The following is a 17,462-nucleotide window of genomic DNA, read 5'->3' as shown; positions in this document are numbered from 1 at the left end:
CACCTGCTCATCCGTCATCCGCGCGGAAGCTTCTGATTTGGCAAGCTTTTCAAGGTTCGGCGGTAGGTTCGTAAGGTAAAAAACTACAAAGGTCAGCGCGAGTACCGTCATCAGCATCACGGCAAATCGTTTCAACACGAAAATGAGCATAGGCATCTCTTCCCGAAGGCGGGCTAGGGTGGCGTGCTTGCCCCCTTGGTCTTAGCTGAGCGGAAGGGGCCCCACCCGAGACGGCGGGCAGGGCCTAAGGATCTTAGGCGATCCAATGCCACTTATAGTGGTGATGCTCGAAGGTGACATGCATGTCGCAGCCTCCCACTTTCGGATCGGCATGGCGGAAGACCGAGCGCCAGTAGGGCTGAATAAGCACAGCCTGCTCTTGCAAGATCTCTTCAAGCCGTTTCATCACTTCACGGCGCTTGTCGGCATCGGCGATGGCAACAGCTTCGCCCAGTTTGGTATCGAACTCTTCATTCGAGAAGGCGCTTTCGTTCCAAGCCTCGCCCGAGCGATAGGCGATGGCCAGGATTTGCACGCCAAGCGGGCGCATGTTCCATTCGGTGGCTGAGAAGGGGTAGGTGGTCCAGCCGTTCCAATAGGTGGAGCCTGGCATGACAGTGCGCTTGATCTTGATGCCAGCATCACGGATCTGCGCCGCAACGGCATCGCAGGTCGCCGCTTGGTAGTCGTCGTCCAGCGAGATCAATTCAAACTCAAAGTCAGTCATGCCCGCGGCGTCGATCAGCTCTTTCGCCTTGGCCGGGTTGAACTCTTGCTGCGCCAGTTCGGCATATTCGGGATGGATCGGGCTGACGTGATGGTTCTCCGCCACGGTTCCCAGGCCCGAATAACCCAGTTCCAAAACGACCTTATTGTCGACAGCCATTTGCAGGGCCTTGCGCACGTTCAGATCTTTGAACTCGGGGGCGTTTTGGTTGAAGCGAACCGTCAGAGTATTGGCGGTCTCTGCCTCGATCTTATTCCAACCGAGCCCGTCCATGATCTCGACGAAATCGCCAACCGTTTGATAGGTCGCATCAATTTCACCTGAACCGGCGGCCGTCACCCAAGCGGAGACGTCGACTCCAAGGTCGATATACTCGATGCGGTCCAAATAGGGGCCGCCGTAGATCTCGGTGCCCCACCAGGGGTCAGCGCGTTTGACGAGCACACCTCTGACGCCAACTTCGAAGACTTCCGGCATATAGGGGCCGGTGCCAATCGGATTCACCGACGGATCCGAGTTGTCGTAGCTTTTGTGCACAATGGCGGCCGGATATTCTGCGGCACTGACGATCAGCGTGATATCGGGATGGCTGAGCTTAATCTTAACGGTCAGCGCATCGATAACCTCGAAGGCGTCCGGGCGTGCCTGTTTGGTGGCCGGATCTTGCAGACCGGACATCCGTGCCGACATCGAGCTGCCCTCGACCGTACCATCGGCCCAGCGGGTGAAGTTATGCACCACGTCTTCGGCGGTGAAATCATCGCCATTCGACCATTTGATGCCCGGACGCACTTTCAACGTGTATTCGGTGGCGTCTTCGTTGGTGTCCCAGCTTTCAAGCAGCATGCCGCGGAAGGTGCCGTCGTTGTTGTATTCGACCAAATATTCCAGCCATCCTCGGGTGAAGTTGGTGATTTGGTTCCAATCGGCCGTGCGCGGGTCTTTCAGACCGCGGGTCTCCATATTCATCCGCAGCACACCACCCATTTGCGGCTCGGCATGGGCCGGGGTGGGCGCGGCAAGTCCGATGAGGCCATAGGCCGCGGCTGCGGAGACCCCCAGCGCGGTGCTGCGCGTCAGAAACTCTCGGCGGCTGAGCGTTCCGTCTTGCACCTCTTGTGCATACATCAGCGCTGCGTGATGGCCGGAGCTATCTTTGCCATTTTTGGACATTTTGTCTTCCCTGTTGGTTTAACTTACAACTGGTACCGTACTGATGACCGGAGGTTTCTGGCGGTATGAGGCGCTCAGATTAACGGGCGGTGGGTCATGCTAAGGCGCGGCCTTGGGCGGCGTGACCTCTGAAAATTGTTATGGAATGCATAACCCACGGCTATGTAAGTTCTGCGAATTCCTTGATCTGCTGGCCCAGAAATTGGCCTGCAGCCTATCGCTTTAAGAGCGATAGTTGCGCCGTCCATAGATGGGGGATCAGTGAGAGGAAGCTGGCGCCGCACAGGGCGGCTTTCGTTAAGCAGCCTTGGCCACGCTGATGGGGGCGAGCCCGGTCGCCGAGAAACCACGTTCGCGATGGGGACTGTTCCCAAAGTGCTTGCGGTAGATTTTGCTAAAATGACTGGGGGTGTTGAAGCCTGTGGCAACACTGACTTCGATAACCTGCATGTTCGTCTGCAAAAGAAGGTTCCGGGCCTGCTCCATGCGCAAGCGCATATAATAGGTTTTGGGGGTAGAGTTCATATGGCGGGAAAACAGCCGCTCAAGCTGTCGGGTCGAAACCCCAATCTTTCTGGCGATTTCGGATGGGGGGATCGGATATTCGATCTTATCTTGCATAAGCTCAATGGCACTGGCCACGATCCAATTGCGATCACCAACCCGGGTCATTTGGGAGAAGGTCTGCTCATGCGCCATGGTCCGTGGCGTCGAGCAAATGAGACTATCTGACACCGAAGTTGCCAGATCCAGACCATGATCTTCCCGGATCAGATGCAGCATAACGTCGACGGTGCCGAGCCCACCAGAGCAGGTAAAGGTCGTCCCCGAGACATTGAACACCGACCGGTCGATCTGGATGTCCGAGAACGCCTCCTGTAACCCGCTGCGATAGGTCCAATGCACCGCGACCTGCGCTGGCCGAATGGCGCGGGCTTTCAGCACGGTGTAGACACCGCTGCTGATCGCCCCCAACCGGCCAACGCGCCGAGATTGAACGCCCAACCAAGTCAATACTCTCGTTGTGGCATTGGCGATGAAGTCATCGCCGTTCAGGACGACAAGCGTATCATCTCGGTTAAGCTGTTCTAGCCCACCATCAACATCGATCCGCAATCCGCTTGAGGATGTGACGCCAGAGCCGTCCACGCTGAGAATGCGCCATGCGTAAACATTGCGCCCGTGAAGACGGTTGGCATCCTTCAGTGCCTCAATAGCAGCGGTCAGATCGAAGGCCGAGAAACTGGATAGCGCAAGAAAGACGTAGCGCCGCAGTTTTGTCTGGCCGTCGATCGGAACCGACTGCGCGGATGTGGGGACCATATGCTTCATGCCGGATTATGCCCGCATGCGCTGGCCGCTTGGGTCATAGATCGCCCCGTCTTGCACCTCGGCATCGTAGCGCTCGCCAAGGATCTCCACCTGCAGTTTGGTGCCGGGCGCAGAATGAGCAGTCGCGACATAAGCCATAGCCATCGACTTGCCGAGCCGGTGGGCATAGCCGCCCGAGGTGATGTAGCCAACCGCCTCATCCCCCGCCATAACAGCCTCGTCGAGCGAGACGTCGATTGGTGTGTCGATTGTCAGCACCACCAGCTTGCGCTTCGGACCTTCCTCTTTGGCCTTCAAGGTCGTGGCCTTGCCGACGAAGTCCTTCTTCCAGTTGATGAGGCTGTCCATGCCGCATTCGATGGCGTTGAAGTCCGGGCGGAACTCAAGCCCCCATGCGCCCCAGCCTTTCTCCAGCCGCAAGCTCATCAGCGCGCGGCTGCCATACCATCTGTAGCCCAGATCCGCGCCAGCCTCTTCGATCGCTTCCGAAAGGCGGATGAGGTATTGCGGATGGCAATAAAGCTCAAAGCCCAACTCGCCCGAGAAGCTGATCCGGTTAAGGATGACCGGCACGCCGCCGACAAAGGTCTGGCGGGTGTCACGGAACTTGAAGGCCTCGGCCGAGACGTCGTCGCGGGTGATCCACGCCAGCAATTCGCGCGATTTCGGACCGGACAGTGCGATACCATGCCATTCGGCGGTCTGGTTCTTATGGGTGACATCCGCGGGCAGGGTCTTCGCCCAGAACCGCGAATGCGCATCCTGCATCCCGCCCGAGCCGAAGAGCATGAAGTGATCCTCGGCAAGGCAAGCGACGGTCAAGTCACCGTAAACGCGGCCTTTTTCGGTAATCATCGGGTTCAGAGCGATCCGTCCGGGTTTCGGCACGAAGCCTGCCATCGTGCGGTCGAGCCAAGCGCGTGCGCCGGGGCCCTTGATCTCATGCTTGCCGAAGTTGGCAATCTCGATGCCGGCGACAGCCTCGGAGACGGCTTTGCACTCTGCCGCGACATAGTCGAAGCTTCGGTTGCGCTCGAAGGTTGGGATTTCATGCGCATCTTCGGGACCATTGGCGAACCAAAGCGCGTTCTCCAGACCGAAGGCTTGGCCCATCCGCGCGCCTTTGGCGACTAGGCGGTCATAAAGTGCTGTGGTTTGCTGACGGCGACCTTTCGGCAGGGTCTCGTTCGGGAAGGTCATCACGAAGCGCCGCTCATAGTTTTCGCAGCTCTTCACCGTGCCCCAATCGGGCGAGGCCCATTTGCCGAAGCGCGCCACATCCATCGCCCAAACGTCGATCGAGGGCTCGCCGTCGATCATCCATTCCGCCATGGTCAGGCCCACGCCGCCGCCTTGGCAGAATCCTGCCATCACGCCGACCGCGCACCAATAGTTGCGCATGCCGGGAACCGGCCCGATCATCGGGTTGCCATCGGGGCCGAAGGTGAAGGGGCCGTTGATCGCATCCTTGATGCCAGCATTGGCCAGCGCCGGAATCCGCTCAAAGCCCAGTTCCAGCCGGTCTGCGATATGCTCCAGGTTGGGCTGCAAAAGCTCATGCCCAAAGTCCCACGGCGTGCCGCCGACTTTCCACGGAACGCCCACCGGTTCATAAGTGCCCAGCAGCATCCCGTCGCGCTCTTGCCGGAAGTAGAGGTTCGCCTCGTAGTCAAAGCCGCAAGGCAGGCGCGAGCCGAAGGTGGCGACCTCTTCGATCCGGTCGGTCAGCAGGTAATGGTGCTCCATCGGCTGCACCGGCAGATTGAGGCCCGCCATATGGCCGACTTCGCGCGCCCAAAGGCCGCCGCAGTTCACCACATGCTCGGCAATCACGGTCCCGCGCGAGGTGGTCACCTCCCACTGGCCATCCGAACGCATCTTGGTGGCGATGACCGGGGTATGGGTGAAATATTGGCCGCCATAATGCCGCGCCGCTTTGGCGAAAGCGTAAGTCGTGCCCGAGGGGTCAAGATCGCCGTCTTGATCGTCCCAAAGCGCGGCATGGTAGTATTTCGGGTTGATAAGCGGGTGGCGGCGCGCCACTTCCTCGGGGCTGATGAACTCTTGGTTCAGGCCCATGTAGCGGGCTTTCGAACGCTCGCGCTTGAGGTAGTCATACCAGGTTTTGTTCGAGGCGAGGTAGAAGCCGCCGGTCAAATGCAGGCCAACCGATTGGCCCGAAAGCTCTTCGATCTCTTTGTAAAGGTTGATCGTATAGCTCTGCAGACGGCTGATGTTCGGGTCGGACGAGATCGTGTGGATCTGCCCCGCAGCATGCCAGGACGAGCCGCTGGTCAGCTCATTGCGCTCCAAGAGGATCACGTCCTTCCAGCCGAATTTCGACAGGTGGAACAGGATCGAGCAACCGACCACGCCGCCGCCGATCACCACGCATTTGGCATGGCTGGGCAACGGCTTGCCGCGCGCACTTTCGTCCGTCTGAATATTAAGGGTGGATTGGGCAAGTATGTTGGTCATGGGTCTTTCCTCATCAGTCTTGTCGGCGCCGGTCAGTACCAGGCGTCGGGAAGTTCGTTTTTGCGGCGGGCAACATAGGCGGCCAGTTCCTCGGCCTTGGCGGCGTCCAAGGCGGGCGGCTCGTAGTGGCGCAACATTTCATTCCAGCGCAGGAAGGCGCGATGGCGCATGTCCATCGAGCCGCCTTCTTCCCAGCTTTCGACATTCTCGCTGTCGGAAAGCTTCGGCTCATAAAACGCGGTTTGGTAGTTCCGCATCGTGTGCCCAGAGCCAAGGAAATGCCCGCCGGGCTGCACCTCGGCATAAGCGTCGCGGGCAAAGGCGTTGTCATCGGTCTCAAGCCCAAGGCCGAACAGCTTTTGGTAGCCGCCAAGCCGGTCGGCATCCATGATCAGCTTCTCAAACCCGGTCGAAAGCCCGCCCTCCAGCCAGCCAGCGGCGTGGAGGGTGAAGTTCGATCCGGCCAGAACCGTCGAATGCATCGAATCCGCGCTTTCATAGGCCGCCTGAGCATCCTCGATCTTCGAAGCGGTGAGCGAGCCGCCGCAGCGCAAGGGCAGGCCCAAGCGGCGTGCCAACTGGCCAATCGCATAGTTTGAGAGCACCGGTTCGGGCATGCCGAAAGTCGGCGCGCCGGACTTCAGCGACATCGAGGAGAGGAAATTCCCCATCACGAAAGGCGCGCCGGGCCGGACCAATTGGGCAAAGGCGCAGCAGATCATCACCTCGGCCATAGCTTGCGCAATGCCTGCCGCTGTCGATACTGGGCCCATCGCACCGGTTAGGATAAAGGGCGTGACGATGATGGCCTGACCGCGGCCGCAATAGACTTGGATCGCCTCGGTCACCACGCGGTCGACCAGCAGTGGAGAGTTGGTGTTGACGTTTGCCATGATGCAAACGTCGCGCTCCATCCGTTCGGCACCGAAAAGGATTTCCACCATATCAACGGTGTCTTGGGCGCGAGATTTCTCAGTGATGGCGCCAAGATGCGGCTTATCGCTGAGCGTCATATGCGCCAAAACCATGTCGAGATGCCGCTTCGACACCGGCAAATCGGTAGGCTCGGCGATCACCAGCGAGCCGTGATGCAGGTTCGGATGCATATAGGTCAGCTTCACGAGCTTCTCGAAATCAGAGAAGGTGGCGTAGCGACGCCCGCCTTCCAGATCGCGCACGAAGGGCGAGCCGTAGACCGGGGCGAAGACCTGATTGTCACCGCCAATCGTGACCGAGCGTTCGGGATTGCGCGCATGCTGCACGAATTGACTTGGCGCCTTGGCACAAAGTCCGCGCACCCATTTCGCATCGGCCCGGATCAGATCGCCATGCTCACCCGAGGGCGTAACACCGGCCTTTCGCCAGATCTCCAAGGCTTGCGGGTCATCCCTAAAGGCAAAGCCTACATTCTCCAAAAGCCAATCGACTTGGGCTTCGATCTTCTCCAGCTCTTCGGGGCTGAGCGGATCGAAATAGGGTAGCTTGCGCCGAATGAAGGGCGACGGCTGTGCAATCCCCCCCTCAAGATGTTGCCGGGGGCTCCGAGCACGCCTTGCCATTGTCGAACTCCTGCGAAACTTCCCCTGTTCGTTAGCGGCTTTCTGGCAGTCAGTGATCCTTGAAAATCCATATGTTTAGGATAGGCTATGGCTATGGATCGTATGCTGAACAGACTGCCCTCAACCCGTGTGCTGCTGATCTTTGAATCTGCTGCGCGGCTTGGCTCCTTCACACGCGCCGCGGCAGAGCTGCATATGCAGCAGCCCTCGGTCAGCGCAGCCATTAAGCAGCTTGAAGATATTTTGGGGGTGCAACTCTTCAACCGCGGTCATCGCCGCGTTGCATTAACGACCTCTGGAGAGCGGCTATATACCGATGTTTCCAAAGCCTTGGCCGATATCGAAAGCTCGCTTTCAACCATTCGCGATGCGGCGCGGAACCAATATGTTACGCTAAGCTCGTCCTCGGCATTCTCCTATTATTGGCTGATGCCGCGGCTTGGCAGCTTGCGGGCGCTTCATCCAGAGATCGACCTTCGCATGCAAATCAGCATCCGAGAACCGGATCTGGAGCCGGAAAGCATCCATCTTGCTATACGGCTGGGCAATGGAAATTGGCCCGGATGCGACTCGGCGCGGATCGCAGATGAGGTCATCTTTCCTGTGGCCAGTCCTCAGGTCATGGCAAGAACCAAGCCGCTGCGTTCGGTGGAGGATTTACTGAATGAAAGGCTCATCCATCTTGAGGAGCCTATTCGCGAGCGGCCGTCATGGTCGAAGTGGTTCGCCCATCACGGAGTGAGCGGCCGAGACAGCGGGTCTGGTCTAAGATTGAATGATTACGCGCTGGTCTTGCAGGCTGCGGCATCGGGTGAGGGCTTTGCTTTCGGATGGCAACATGTTGTCCAAAACCTGATCGACCGAAAAATGCTTGTGCCGCTTAGCGATTGGTCTTGGCGAACAGGCAACGGTATCTATCTCGTCTGGTCCAAAAACGAGCGATTGTCTGCGCAGACAATCGCTGTGCGTGACTGGATCATCTCGGTTTCTGACTACCCTGACGGTTTCACGGTGTGAGGGAGCGTGAATAAGCGTGAGGTCCGAAGGGCAAATACCTAAGGGCCCGCGCTGGCGTCTTATGGTCAGCGTGGTCGGGTGATCTCAGAGGATCAGGCGACCAGCCTCGGGCCTATGCCCGCAGATCTTCGTTGCCTTCCGGCCCAAGGAAAGGCCGGAAGGCAAAATTGGCAAGACGACCAGAAGGGGCAGACCTGCGCCTTAAGGCAACCCCACCTTTAGGGGCGTCGCGCCCTCCGCTTTCTCTCACCAGCCAGCGAAATCGGCAGATGCCTTGCCGTCGATCCGCCCGGCCTCAAGATCGGTGAGGGCCGCATCCAGCAGTTTCAGCGCCTGTGCGATCTCATCTTCGGTGATGGTCAGCGGCGGGGTCAGTTCCAGAACGTTAGAGTTTGGACCGACGCAATAGGCCACAAGACCCATGCTATGCGCATGGAACATCAGGCCGGCAGTCGCGGTGGCATCGCTTTCAAGCGGCGTCTCGGCCCCTTTGATTTCGACACCGATCGCAAGGCCACGTCCACGCACCTCGGCCATTGAGGGGTGACGGCTGGCCAGTTCCAAGAGACCGGCTTTGAGAAGGTCGCCCTTGCGCGTAGCCTCGGTCGACAGGGATTCCGCATCGATCGTCGCAAGTACGGCCAGTCCTGCCGCTGCGCAGACCGGGTTGCCATGCAGGGTTTGCATGGCGAAAGCGGTGGCACAATCCATCACCCAATCTGGGCCGATCACGGCGGAAAGCGGCAGGCCGCCGCCTAGGCCTTTGCCCAAAATCAACATGTCAGGCCGGAAGCCCTCATGCTCATAGGCGTTCAACCGACCGGTGCGGGCGAGCCCGACCTTGACCTCATCGCAGATCATCAAAATGCCATGCGCGCGGCAGATTGCATCCAGCTTCGCCAAGAAACCGGCAGGGGGCACGATAAGGCCCCCATCCGCCAAAATCGGCTCAAAGATACAGGCGGCAATCGTCTCTGGTCCGACCTCGCGCAGGCGCTGCATAAGCAGTTCCAAGATGCTGTCAGCATCGGGCCCTTCGGCCGAGGCGCCGGGGTAGGGGAGTTGGATCAGGTCAGCCGCTTTGTCCGAGGCCAATGTGGGGTGGCCCGAGACGGCCATCGTGCCGATGGTGCAACCATGATAGGCCCCGGCAAAGCCGATGATCCCGCTACGACCGGTGGCGCGGCGCGCGGCGCGAATGGCCGCTTCATTGGCATCAGAGCCAGAGTGACCAAGCCAAACCTTTTGCGGCTGATCGGATGGGAAGACCTTCAACAACCGCTCGGCCAGCGCAAGGGCAGGGCCATTTGCCGAGGAGAGCACCGAGGCGCCGGCCGGGTTGGCGATGGCCGCCGTGACGGCCGCGACAAGCGCTGGGTGGCCATAGCCAAGGCTCGCGGCGCCCCAAGCCCCTGAAAGGTCGATCAGGCTGCGCCCGTCGTCGGCCTCTAGGGTCGCGCCCTTACCTCCGACCACGGCCTGTGGGAAGAAGCGCAGCTTCTGAAGGCCCGCGATGGCAGCTGAGTCCCGCGCGTAAAGATCGCTCATGCCGTCGCCTCGATTGCCTGCAGAATGCAATGTTCGACGCGCTCAGCCCATTCCGCAACGCCTTGATGCGTGGCGATGAGATCATGCCGGACTTCTAGCAAGACGGCTGGAAGACCGCGGGCATCGCCGTGTACGGGCACCGAATAGTCGTCATGGTCGATCCGGTAGGGCTCGTTGTCGCCGATCACCAGAGCCTTGTCTTGCTTCAAAGCCTCCATAAAGCGGCCCGCAAACTGCTGCGCGCCAGCATAAAGAATGCCCGCATGCCAAGGTCGCTCGCCCCCCTTGTAAACGGGGGTGTAGCTGTGGACGCCAATGACAAAGGTGCGCTTCCCTGCGGCTTGGCGTAGATCAAGGCGGCGGCTGACCGCTGACTGATAGGGGTGGAATAGGTTGTCCAGACGCTGAGCGCGCTCTGCCTCGGACAGGTCCTGATTGCCGGGGATGACGGTCGTTTCACTGACGGCGGGCATCAGCGAGGGGTTGTCGAGTGGCCGGTTGCAATCGACGACAAGCCGCGAGTACCCCGTGTGAAAGAGCGCAGCATCCAACCGATCGGACAAATCGCGCGCCAAAGCCAGGGCGCCCACGTCCCAGCCGATATGGCGCAGACGTTCGGATTTCGGCAGGCCCAGATGGCCAAGCCTGCGCGGAACGCGCGGCAGCGCATGTTCGCACAGCAAGAGTACATCCGAATTGCCGTCGGGATTGATCACGCCGTAGGGCGGCGGCTCATCAATTTCCAGCAGCGGCGGCAGGGCGTGGGCTTTATCATTGGACATCAGTAGACCTCCGCATAACGGCGGCAGAGGGCGACATCATCGAGATCGGCGACAATCTCCATCTCTTTCTGTCTCATGCCCATCCAGCAGTCGAGGAAGACGGGATCGAGCCAGCCGCAGACCACTTTATCCGCCTCAATCGCAGCCAAGGCTTCGGGCAGGCTTGTCGGCAAACGACGAATGCCAAGGCTTTCGCGCTGTGCCTCGGTCATCTCGTCGGGGTCGCCCGAAATCAGCGGAGGCGTTTCCAGCCCTGCTTTGATGCCTTCGATCCCAGCGCGGATCAGCATGGCCAGCGACAGATGCGGGCTTGCGGTGGCATCTGCGGCGCGAAACTCCATGTTGAAGGCGCGCGATGGGTCATAGCCGGGACGCTCAGACGTTGGGCAGATGCGCAATGTCGCTTCGCGATCCTTTTCGCCCAAAGTTGTCCAAGAGGCCGCCCAATTATGCGGTTTCAGCCGTTGGTAGGACACCACCGAAGGCGCGGCGAGGGCGGTCAGCGCCGCCATGTGGCGGACGATCCCGGCCGCAAAAGCCCCAGCCTTTTCAGACAGCCGCCCCGGACGGTTGGCATCGAAGGTCACCGGATTGCCCTGCAGATCGGTGAGCGAAAGGTGGATATGCACGCCATTGCCGACGCCATTCGGGTCGGTCTTGGGGCAGAAGCTGGCGTGCCAGCCCATCGTCGCCGCCAATTCGCGGGTGATCTCGCGGATGGTCACCGCCCGATCGGCTGCGCGCAATGCATCGGCAGGGCCGCAGACGATCTCAAACTGATCCTTGCCATATTCGGGCAAGAAACATTCCGGATCACAGTCGGCCTCTTCAAGTGCCGCCATCAAAAGCGGCCCGAAGGGGTCGGCGCGGCGCTGTGCGGCCAGTCCAAAAGAGGGCGCTGCAGGCCAGCTTGCGCCAAGGATTTGGAACTCTTGCTCAAAGGCCGAGACCACGCGCAAACCCAAAGCCTCAAGATCAGCGACCGCGGCCTTCAACATCGACCGCACGCAGCCCATCCAAGGGGTGCCGTCCAAGTTCTCGATGTCGGAATGGTAGATGTGGAACGGCGTGCGCCCGCCCAAGCCCTCGACCCGCACTCCGGTCGCCGGGTCAGGCATCAAGCGCAGATCGCCGGAGGAGCCAAAGGGGTTGGGGCTGGCAATCTCGTCAAAAGGCGTCAGCGACAGGTTTGCAGGCACCCAGCCTACGCCTTTGGCCAGCGCAGCGGGCAGCGCGCTGGCGGGCACGGACCGACCGCGGGTCAGTGCGACGATATCGGTGGTGACAAAGCTGACAAGTTCTTTGGGCTGCATGTGGGGCTCTTACGCTTGAAGCGCCGCAAGGCGGGCCAGAACGGTTTCGGTATCGGTGATCCAGCAATAGCCGCCATAGGCGCGCAGCGCAGCCTCATGCCGCTCGGGCGTGTAGGTCGCGCAAGCATCCTGCACCACCGTCACCAAATACCCCCGGTCAGCGGCATCGCGGACCGCCATGTCCACGCATTGATCGGTCACGATCCCTGCGATGATCAAGAACCGGGTGTTCAGGTTGCGCAGCACATAATCGGCATTGGTCGAGTTGAAGAGACCAGAGGAGGTTTTCGGCAGAACCGGCTCATTCTCGGTCGGGGTCAGCGCGGGAATGATGGCGCCTTCCGGCGCGCCCTTCGGCACATGCATGTTCGACAGCTTGTGATCGAGTGAGCGATCCCGGCCATCGGCGGTCAGGCTTTCGATGATCGTATGGCAAACATTCTCGCCGGCTTCGCGGAAGGCGTTCAGGATCTTCACTTGATTGGGGATGACCGTCTCATGCACCCGGCGCATAAAATAGCTGTCAGCCGGCATCGGATGGGTCGGGTCCATCATCGGTTCGGCCCAGATGCGCTGCATATCGACCAGCAAATAGGTGCAAGCGCCTTTTTCATAAGCGCTGTCACGACGGACCATCTGGCCGCCAAATTCGATCGAAATAAGTTCACTCATATCAGTCTCCGGCTTGGCCCGCGGACTCTGGCGCGGTCTTAGGTAGGGGGGAATGTTGGTCTTCGGTGATGCCCGAATGCTTGCGCAGGGCCTCGATCTCGGCGATCCGGCCGCGTGAGGTCGCTGACAATCGGGTGGTGACCGCTGCGATCAGAGCCTCAACTTGGGCAAGCGCAGGCACCATCGTGTCGAAAGGAGAGGGGCCCTCAACCGGGGCGCTGATGACGACCTTCGCATAGGCTGCCAGTGGCGAGGTCCAGGGGTCTGTAAAGAGCACCACTTGCGCGCCGCGCTCTGCCGAAGCGGTGACATATTGGATGGTATCTGTCTGATAGCGACGGTAATCGAAAGCGACGATCAGATCCCGCCGCCCGATGTCGACCAGAGAATCGATCCGGTCGGGCTGGCTGTTGCTGACCATCATACAATCGGTTCTGAGCTGGCAAATATGTTGCCACAGCATCCCAGCGAGATAGCCCGAGAAGCGCCCGCCAATGAAATGCAGCCGATAGCTCGGATCGCTGACAAGGCGAGCCGCCATGTCGAATTCGGCCGCCAAAACCATATCAGCGGTTGTTTCCAGCATCCCAACGCAGGTGCGGATCACCTCTTGATAGATCTGCTCTTGCGGCACCGCCGTCGCTTTTCCGGCGTCGATCATCGCTAAGGGCGAGTTCATCCGCGCTTGAACCTCGGCCAGCAACGCCTTTTGAAATTCGGGAAATCCATCGAAACCAAGGCGCGAGACGAAGCGGACCACGGTCGGTCCAGACACGCCAGCAATGGCTGCAAGCTGCGCCACCGTGTTCAGCCCAGCTGCCGGGTAATCTGCCAACAGGGCGCGGGCGACCTTCAGATCCGAAGGCGTGAGCTGCACGCTGCCATTCGTCAAGCGGTCGCGGATTGCCATTTTATCGCCCTTTGAGCGGTCCCGTCCTTCGTCCTATGACAATGTAACATACGATACAAAAGTCAACATGTTTTGGCTTTGTGAAATGATATTGACACAACGGGCGCGAGTGCACCATGTTGGATACAGGACTGCGACCTGCGCTGTGTTAGGGGGAAAGATGCCGCGAATCGGGAAACAAGCCGTCAAAGGCTGCCTCACGCTTGCGCTGCCGCTTATCGCACTGGCGATCATCGCTGAATTTTTCATGCCGGCCTCCTACGCGCGTCTGACGGCGCTTTACTTGATCTATGTCAGCGCTGTGGTCGGGATGCAGATCTACAGCGGCAATTCGGGGATTATCTCTTTTGGCCATGCCGGTTTCATGGCGCTGGGCGCCTATGGTTCTGCCCTCTTAACGATCCAAACCTCGCTTCTTTCGACCAGCCTGCCCAATCTGCCGCAATGGTTGGCCGCGATCGCGGGGGGGCATTCGCTCTGGATCGGCATGTTGGGCGCGCTGGCGGTGGCAGGCCTTGTCGCGGTGCTCTTTGGCCTGCCGCTTTCCCGACTGAGCGGCTCTGCGGCATCGATCGCGACATTGGGCTTTTTGGTCATCGTCCATGTCACTTTGGTGGCATCGGCCGATATCACGCGGGGCAGCCAAACCTTCTTCGGCATCCCGCGCGGCGTGTCCGCCTTTGTCGCGCTGCCCGTGGCGCTGATCGCCGTGGCCTTGGCGCGCATCTATCGTGACACGAAGGGCGGCTTGGCGCTGCGGGCTGCGCGTGAGGATGAGATTGCGGCCCGCGCCAGCGGTGTAAATGTGACGCGGGAACGCTTTATCGCTTGGGTCTTGGGAGGCTTGGCCTCGGGCGCGGCGGGGGCTTTGCTTGCGCATTTCCTTGGAGCCTTCTCGCCCAAGGATTTCTACTTCAACTTGACCTTCCTTTTGATGTCCATGCTGATCCTTGGCGGGATGACGACCGTTTCGGGGGCCGTCGGGGGAACGGCGCTGATCGTCGTTATGGTCGATCTTCTGCGTGGGCTGGAAGGCGGCTCAGAGGTTCTTGGCGTCGCGCTGCCTCAGATGTTTGGCCTGACGGATGTCGGGGTCGGCATCGTGATCCTCATCGTGATGTATCGACTGCGCGATGGGCTCTTTGGCTTGCGCGAAGTGGATGAGCGGCTGTTTCCCGAGGCGAAAGTGACCGCGATTGGTGCCATTGAGGCCCCGTCGGCGGGCAAAGCCTCGCTGGAGGTGCATGGCGTGGGCCGTCGCTTCGCGGGTCTTGTGGCGCTTGAGAATGTCAGCTTTACGGTCCGCCCCGGCCTTGTGACCGGTCTGATCGGCCCGAACGGCGCCGGGAAGTCGACCATGATCAATGCGATCTCGGGTGTGGTGCCACCAAGCTCTGGCCGGGTCCTTCTGAACGGCACCGATACGGCGAAGATTGCGCCGCATAAGGTGCCGATGCGCGGCCTTGGTCGGACCTTCCAGAACATCCGCCTGTTCCGCAACCTCAGCGTGCTGGAGAATGTCACTGTGGCCGCCGACAGCGTGGCCCAGTCTGGCGAGGACAGCCGCGCTCTGGCAATGGCCGCGCTTAACGTGGTCGACTTGCAGGATCTGGCGGAACGGCCCGCCAATTCGCTGCCCTATGGCGCGCAGCGGCGGTTGGAAATCGCACGAGCTTTGGCATTGCGCCCCTCGTTCTTGCTGCTGGACGAGCCGGCCGCAGGCATGAACCCCGCCGAGACGGATGCGCTGATCGCCGTCTTGCAAAAGATCCGCAGCGATTTCGGCATCGGTCTTCTGGTCGTCGAACATGATCTTAAGCTGATCATGCGGCTTTGCGATCATATCGTCGTTCTCAACAAGGGCGAGATGATTGCCGAAGGCACTCCGGAAGAGATCCGCAACAACGCGACCGTGATCGAAGCCTATATCGGCAAGCGCCGCGCCGCCGCCTGACTTTTCGCCCCTACCAACAGAGGAACTTTGCAAATGAAAAAAAACAAACTCTTGCTGCTGTCCGCCGCGATCAGCGCGCTGAGCACGGTGCCGGCTATGGCGGACGATCTGGTGATCGGCTTTGCCACCGCGCAAACCGGCTATCTCGCTCCCTATGATCAGCCGAACCTGGCGGGTCTGCAGTTGAAGATCGATGAGATCAACGCCGCTGGCGGTATCGCGGGCAAGTTCCCGATCAAGACCATCATCAAAGACACCCGCACCGACTCGGCTCAGACCGCTTTGGTCGCGCAAGAATTGGTCGATGAGGGCGCGCAGCTGATCATCACCCCTTGCGATGCTGACCCGTCGATTGCGGCCGGTATGATTACCCAAGACGCTGGCATCCCGGCGATCTCCTTCTGCGCCACCACGCCGACCCTGCCGCTGGCTGTGGGCGATCACATGTTCTCGAACTATCCGGCCGATAACGTGCAAGCCACGATGCTGGCCAACCACGCCATCGAGCAAGGCTATAAGACCGCCTATATCCTGACCTCGCCGGACACGGCCTATACGCTGAAACTGCCGCAATATTTCGGTCAGGTGTTCGAGGCCAAGGGCGGCACGCTCTTGGGTGAGGGTACTTTCACGATGGGTCAGCAAGACTTCAGCGCTGAAGTGACCAAGATCGCGGCGATGAACCCGCAGCCTGACGTCATCATGACCGCTGCCTATGAGCCCGACTTCCCGGCCTTCATCCGCCAACTGCGCGGTGCAGGCGTGACCGCTCCGATCATCGGCGCTGATGCGATCGACAGCCCGACCACGTTCAGCTTGGGCGAACTGGCTGAAGGCGTCGTCTTCTCGACCGCTGGTCACGCCACCGAAGGCAGCGCGCTGGAAGCGTTCAACGCGAAATGGCAGGAAAAAACCGGCAACGCTCCGGACACGATCTATATCGCCAACGGTTATGACCTTGGCAATATCATCGAAGCTGCTGTGACCGCAGCGGACAGCGTCGAGCCCGCCGCGATCCGTGATGGCATTGCCAATCTGGAAAACTTGGCTGGTGTGACCGGCCCGATCACCTTCAAAGGCACCAACGGCATGCCGCTGCGCTCGGTTGCGCTTGTCCGCGTTAAGGGCGGTGATCGCGAACTGGTTGCACAAGGTCTGCCGGAAGCGGCGGATATCCCGGCACCGTAAGCCCAACCATCGCGTGGCCCCGAGCATCTCCGGGGCCACGTCTCCCCTCTGTCAGCGAGCACGAAGATCATGACCCCGTCGGATGAACCCCTTCTGACCATCGAAGGCCTGACTGTCAGCTATGGCCCAGTCGAGGCCGTGGATGGCATTGACCTGACCGTCAAACGGGGCGAAATCGTCACGCTTTTAGGGGCGAACGGAGCGGGAAAAAGCTCGACCTTGAATGCTTTGGTGGGGCTTGCGCCGCGCAAGGCAAATCGCCTGGTTTTTGCGGGCATCGACCTGCTTGGCCTTCCACCTGAGACGATTGTGCGCCGCGGTATGACGCTGGTCCCCGAAGGGCGCCGGGTCTTTGCATCGCTGACCGTGGAAGAGAACCTGATCTTGGGCGGGGCGAAACATGCCAAACGGGGCAATCCTGCCGCGGTGAAGGCTGATATGTTGGCGCGTTTCCCAATTTTGGCCGAGCGGTTGCATCAAAAGGCCGGCCTGCTATCGGGGGGCGAGCAGCAGATGTTGGCGATCGGGCGCGCGCTGATGTCCTCGCCAGATCTGTTGCTGCTGGATGAGCCCTCATTGGGCCTTGCCCCGCAAGTGGTGGATGCAATCTTCGACCTGATCCGCGACCTGCGCGATCAAGGGCTTACGATCCTTTTGGTCGAGCAGAACGTGGCACAGTCGCTTGAGATCGCTGACCGTGGCTATGTCCTGGCCAATGGCCGTATCGAATTGCAAGGCAGCGCCGCCGAGCTGCGCGCCTCTCCAGAAATTCAAAACGCCTATCTCGGCGCGTGAAGACAGGGACCTCG

13 protein-coding genes and 1 pseudogene are annotated in these 17,462 nt (G+C 60.2%); 4 read left to right on the top strand and 10 right to left on the bottom strand.

Annotation, left to right across the window (positions count from 1 at the left end; genetic code table 11):
- The 5 genes and pseudogenes from Q9295_RS15645 to Q9295_RS15625 all read right to left on the bottom strand — a co-directional run.
- Positions 1–150, bottom strand: a pseudogene (locus Q9295_RS15645) (ABC transporter permease); the annotation flags it as partial.
- 103 nt (positions 151–253) lie between these two features.
- Complete coding sequence (locus tag Q9295_RS15640; RefSeq protein WP_306681521.1) at positions 254–1,900, bottom strand: ABC transporter substrate-binding protein; 1,647 nt, start codon at positions 1,898–1,900, stop codon at positions 254–256.
- A 297-nt stretch (positions 1,901–2,197) separates the two neighbouring features.
- A complete protein-coding gene (locus Q9295_RS15635; protein WP_306681520.1) occupies positions 2,198–3,232 on the bottom strand; it encodes a GlxA family transcriptional regulator in 1,035 nt (344 codons plus the stop codon).
- Positions 3,233–3,238: 6 nt separating this feature from the next.
- Positions 3,239–5,710, bottom strand: coding sequence for a GcvT family protein (locus Q9295_RS15630; protein WP_306681519.1), 2,472 nt, complete (start codon positions 5,708–5,710; stop codon positions 3,239–3,241).
- A 32-nt stretch (positions 5,711–5,742) separates the two neighbouring features.
- Complete coding sequence (locus Q9295_RS15625) at positions 5,743–7,269, bottom strand: trimethylamine methyltransferase family protein (protein WP_306681518.1); 1,527 nt, start codon at positions 7,267–7,269, stop codon at positions 5,743–5,745.
- A gap of 93 nt (positions 7,270–7,362) precedes the next feature.
- Between Q9295_RS15625 and Q9295_RS15620 the strand changes: the two genes are divergently transcribed.
- The gene (locus Q9295_RS15620) at positions 7,363–8,286 is read left to right on the top strand and encodes a LysR substrate-binding domain-containing protein (protein WP_306681516.1); all 924 of its coding nucleotides are present in this window, start codon (positions 7,363–7,365) and stop codon (positions 8,284–8,286) included.
- Between the two features lie 246 nt (positions 8,287–8,532).
- On the opposite strand, the gene Q9295_RS15615 is transcribed toward Q9295_RS15620, so the two are convergent.
- The 5 genes from Q9295_RS15615 to Q9295_RS15595 are packed head-to-tail and all read right to left on the bottom strand — an operon-like array spanning position 8,533 to position 13,511.
- Positions 8,533–9,834 (bottom strand): aspartate aminotransferase family protein, encoded by a 1,302-nt coding sequence (locus Q9295_RS15615; protein WP_306681515.1) that lies wholly within the window; start codon positions 9,832–9,834, stop codon positions 8,533–8,535.
- Entirely contained in the window at positions 9,831–10,616 is a 786-nt protein-coding gene (locus Q9295_RS15610; RefSeq protein ID WP_306681514.1) for an N-formylglutamate amidohydrolase, read from the bottom strand. The genes Q9295_RS15615 and Q9295_RS15610 overlap by 4 nt, the downstream gene beginning before the upstream one ends.
- Entirely contained in the window at positions 10,616–11,929 is a 1,314-nt protein-coding gene (locus Q9295_RS15605; protein ID WP_306681513.1) for a type I glutamate--ammonia ligase, read from the bottom strand. Before Q9295_RS15605 ends, Q9295_RS15610 begins: the two co-directional genes overlap by 1 nt.
- A gap of 9 nt (positions 11,930–11,938) precedes the next feature.
- On the bottom strand, positions 11,939–12,601 hold the full coding sequence (locus tag Q9295_RS15600; RefSeq protein WP_306681512.1) for a cysteine hydrolase family protein: 663 nt from the start codon (positions 12,599–12,601) through the stop codon (positions 11,939–11,941).
- 1 nt (position 12,602) lies between these two features.
- Positions 12,603–13,511, bottom strand: a complete 909-nt coding sequence (locus Q9295_RS15595; RefSeq protein ID WP_306681511.1) for a MurR/RpiR family transcriptional regulator — start codon at positions 13,509–13,511, stop codon at positions 12,603–12,605.
- 160 nt (positions 13,512–13,671) lie between these two features.
- On the opposite strand from Q9295_RS15595, the gene Q9295_RS15590 reads away from it, so the two are divergent.
- The 3 genes from Q9295_RS15590 (at position 13,672) to Q9295_RS15580 (ending at position 17,448) form a co-directional block, all read left to right on the top strand.
- The gene (locus tag Q9295_RS15590; protein ID WP_306681510.1) at positions 13,672–15,465 is read left to right on the top strand and encodes a branched-chain amino acid ABC transporter ATP-binding protein/permease; all 1,794 of its coding nucleotides are present in this window, start codon (positions 13,672–13,674) and stop codon (positions 15,463–15,465) included.
- A gap of 33 nt (positions 15,466–15,498) precedes the next feature.
- A complete protein-coding gene (locus Q9295_RS15585) occupies positions 15,499–16,653 on the top strand; it encodes an ABC transporter substrate-binding protein (RefSeq protein WP_306681509.1) in 1,155 nt (384 codons plus the stop codon).
- A 69-nt stretch (positions 16,654–16,722) separates the two neighbouring features.
- Entirely contained in the window at positions 16,723–17,448 is a 726-nt protein-coding gene (locus tag Q9295_RS15580) for an ABC transporter ATP-binding protein (protein WP_306681508.1), read from the top strand.
- Positions 17,449–17,462 lie beyond the last annotated feature (14 nt).

This window comes from Pseudogemmobacter lacusdianii, assembly GCF_030848395.1.
In the GTDB taxonomy this organism is placed as follows: domain Bacteria; phylum Pseudomonadota; class Alphaproteobacteria; order Rhodobacterales; family Rhodobacteraceae; genus Pseudogemmobacter; species Pseudogemmobacter lacusdianii.
This window is presented reverse-complemented; position numbering and strand designations above follow the sequence as displayed.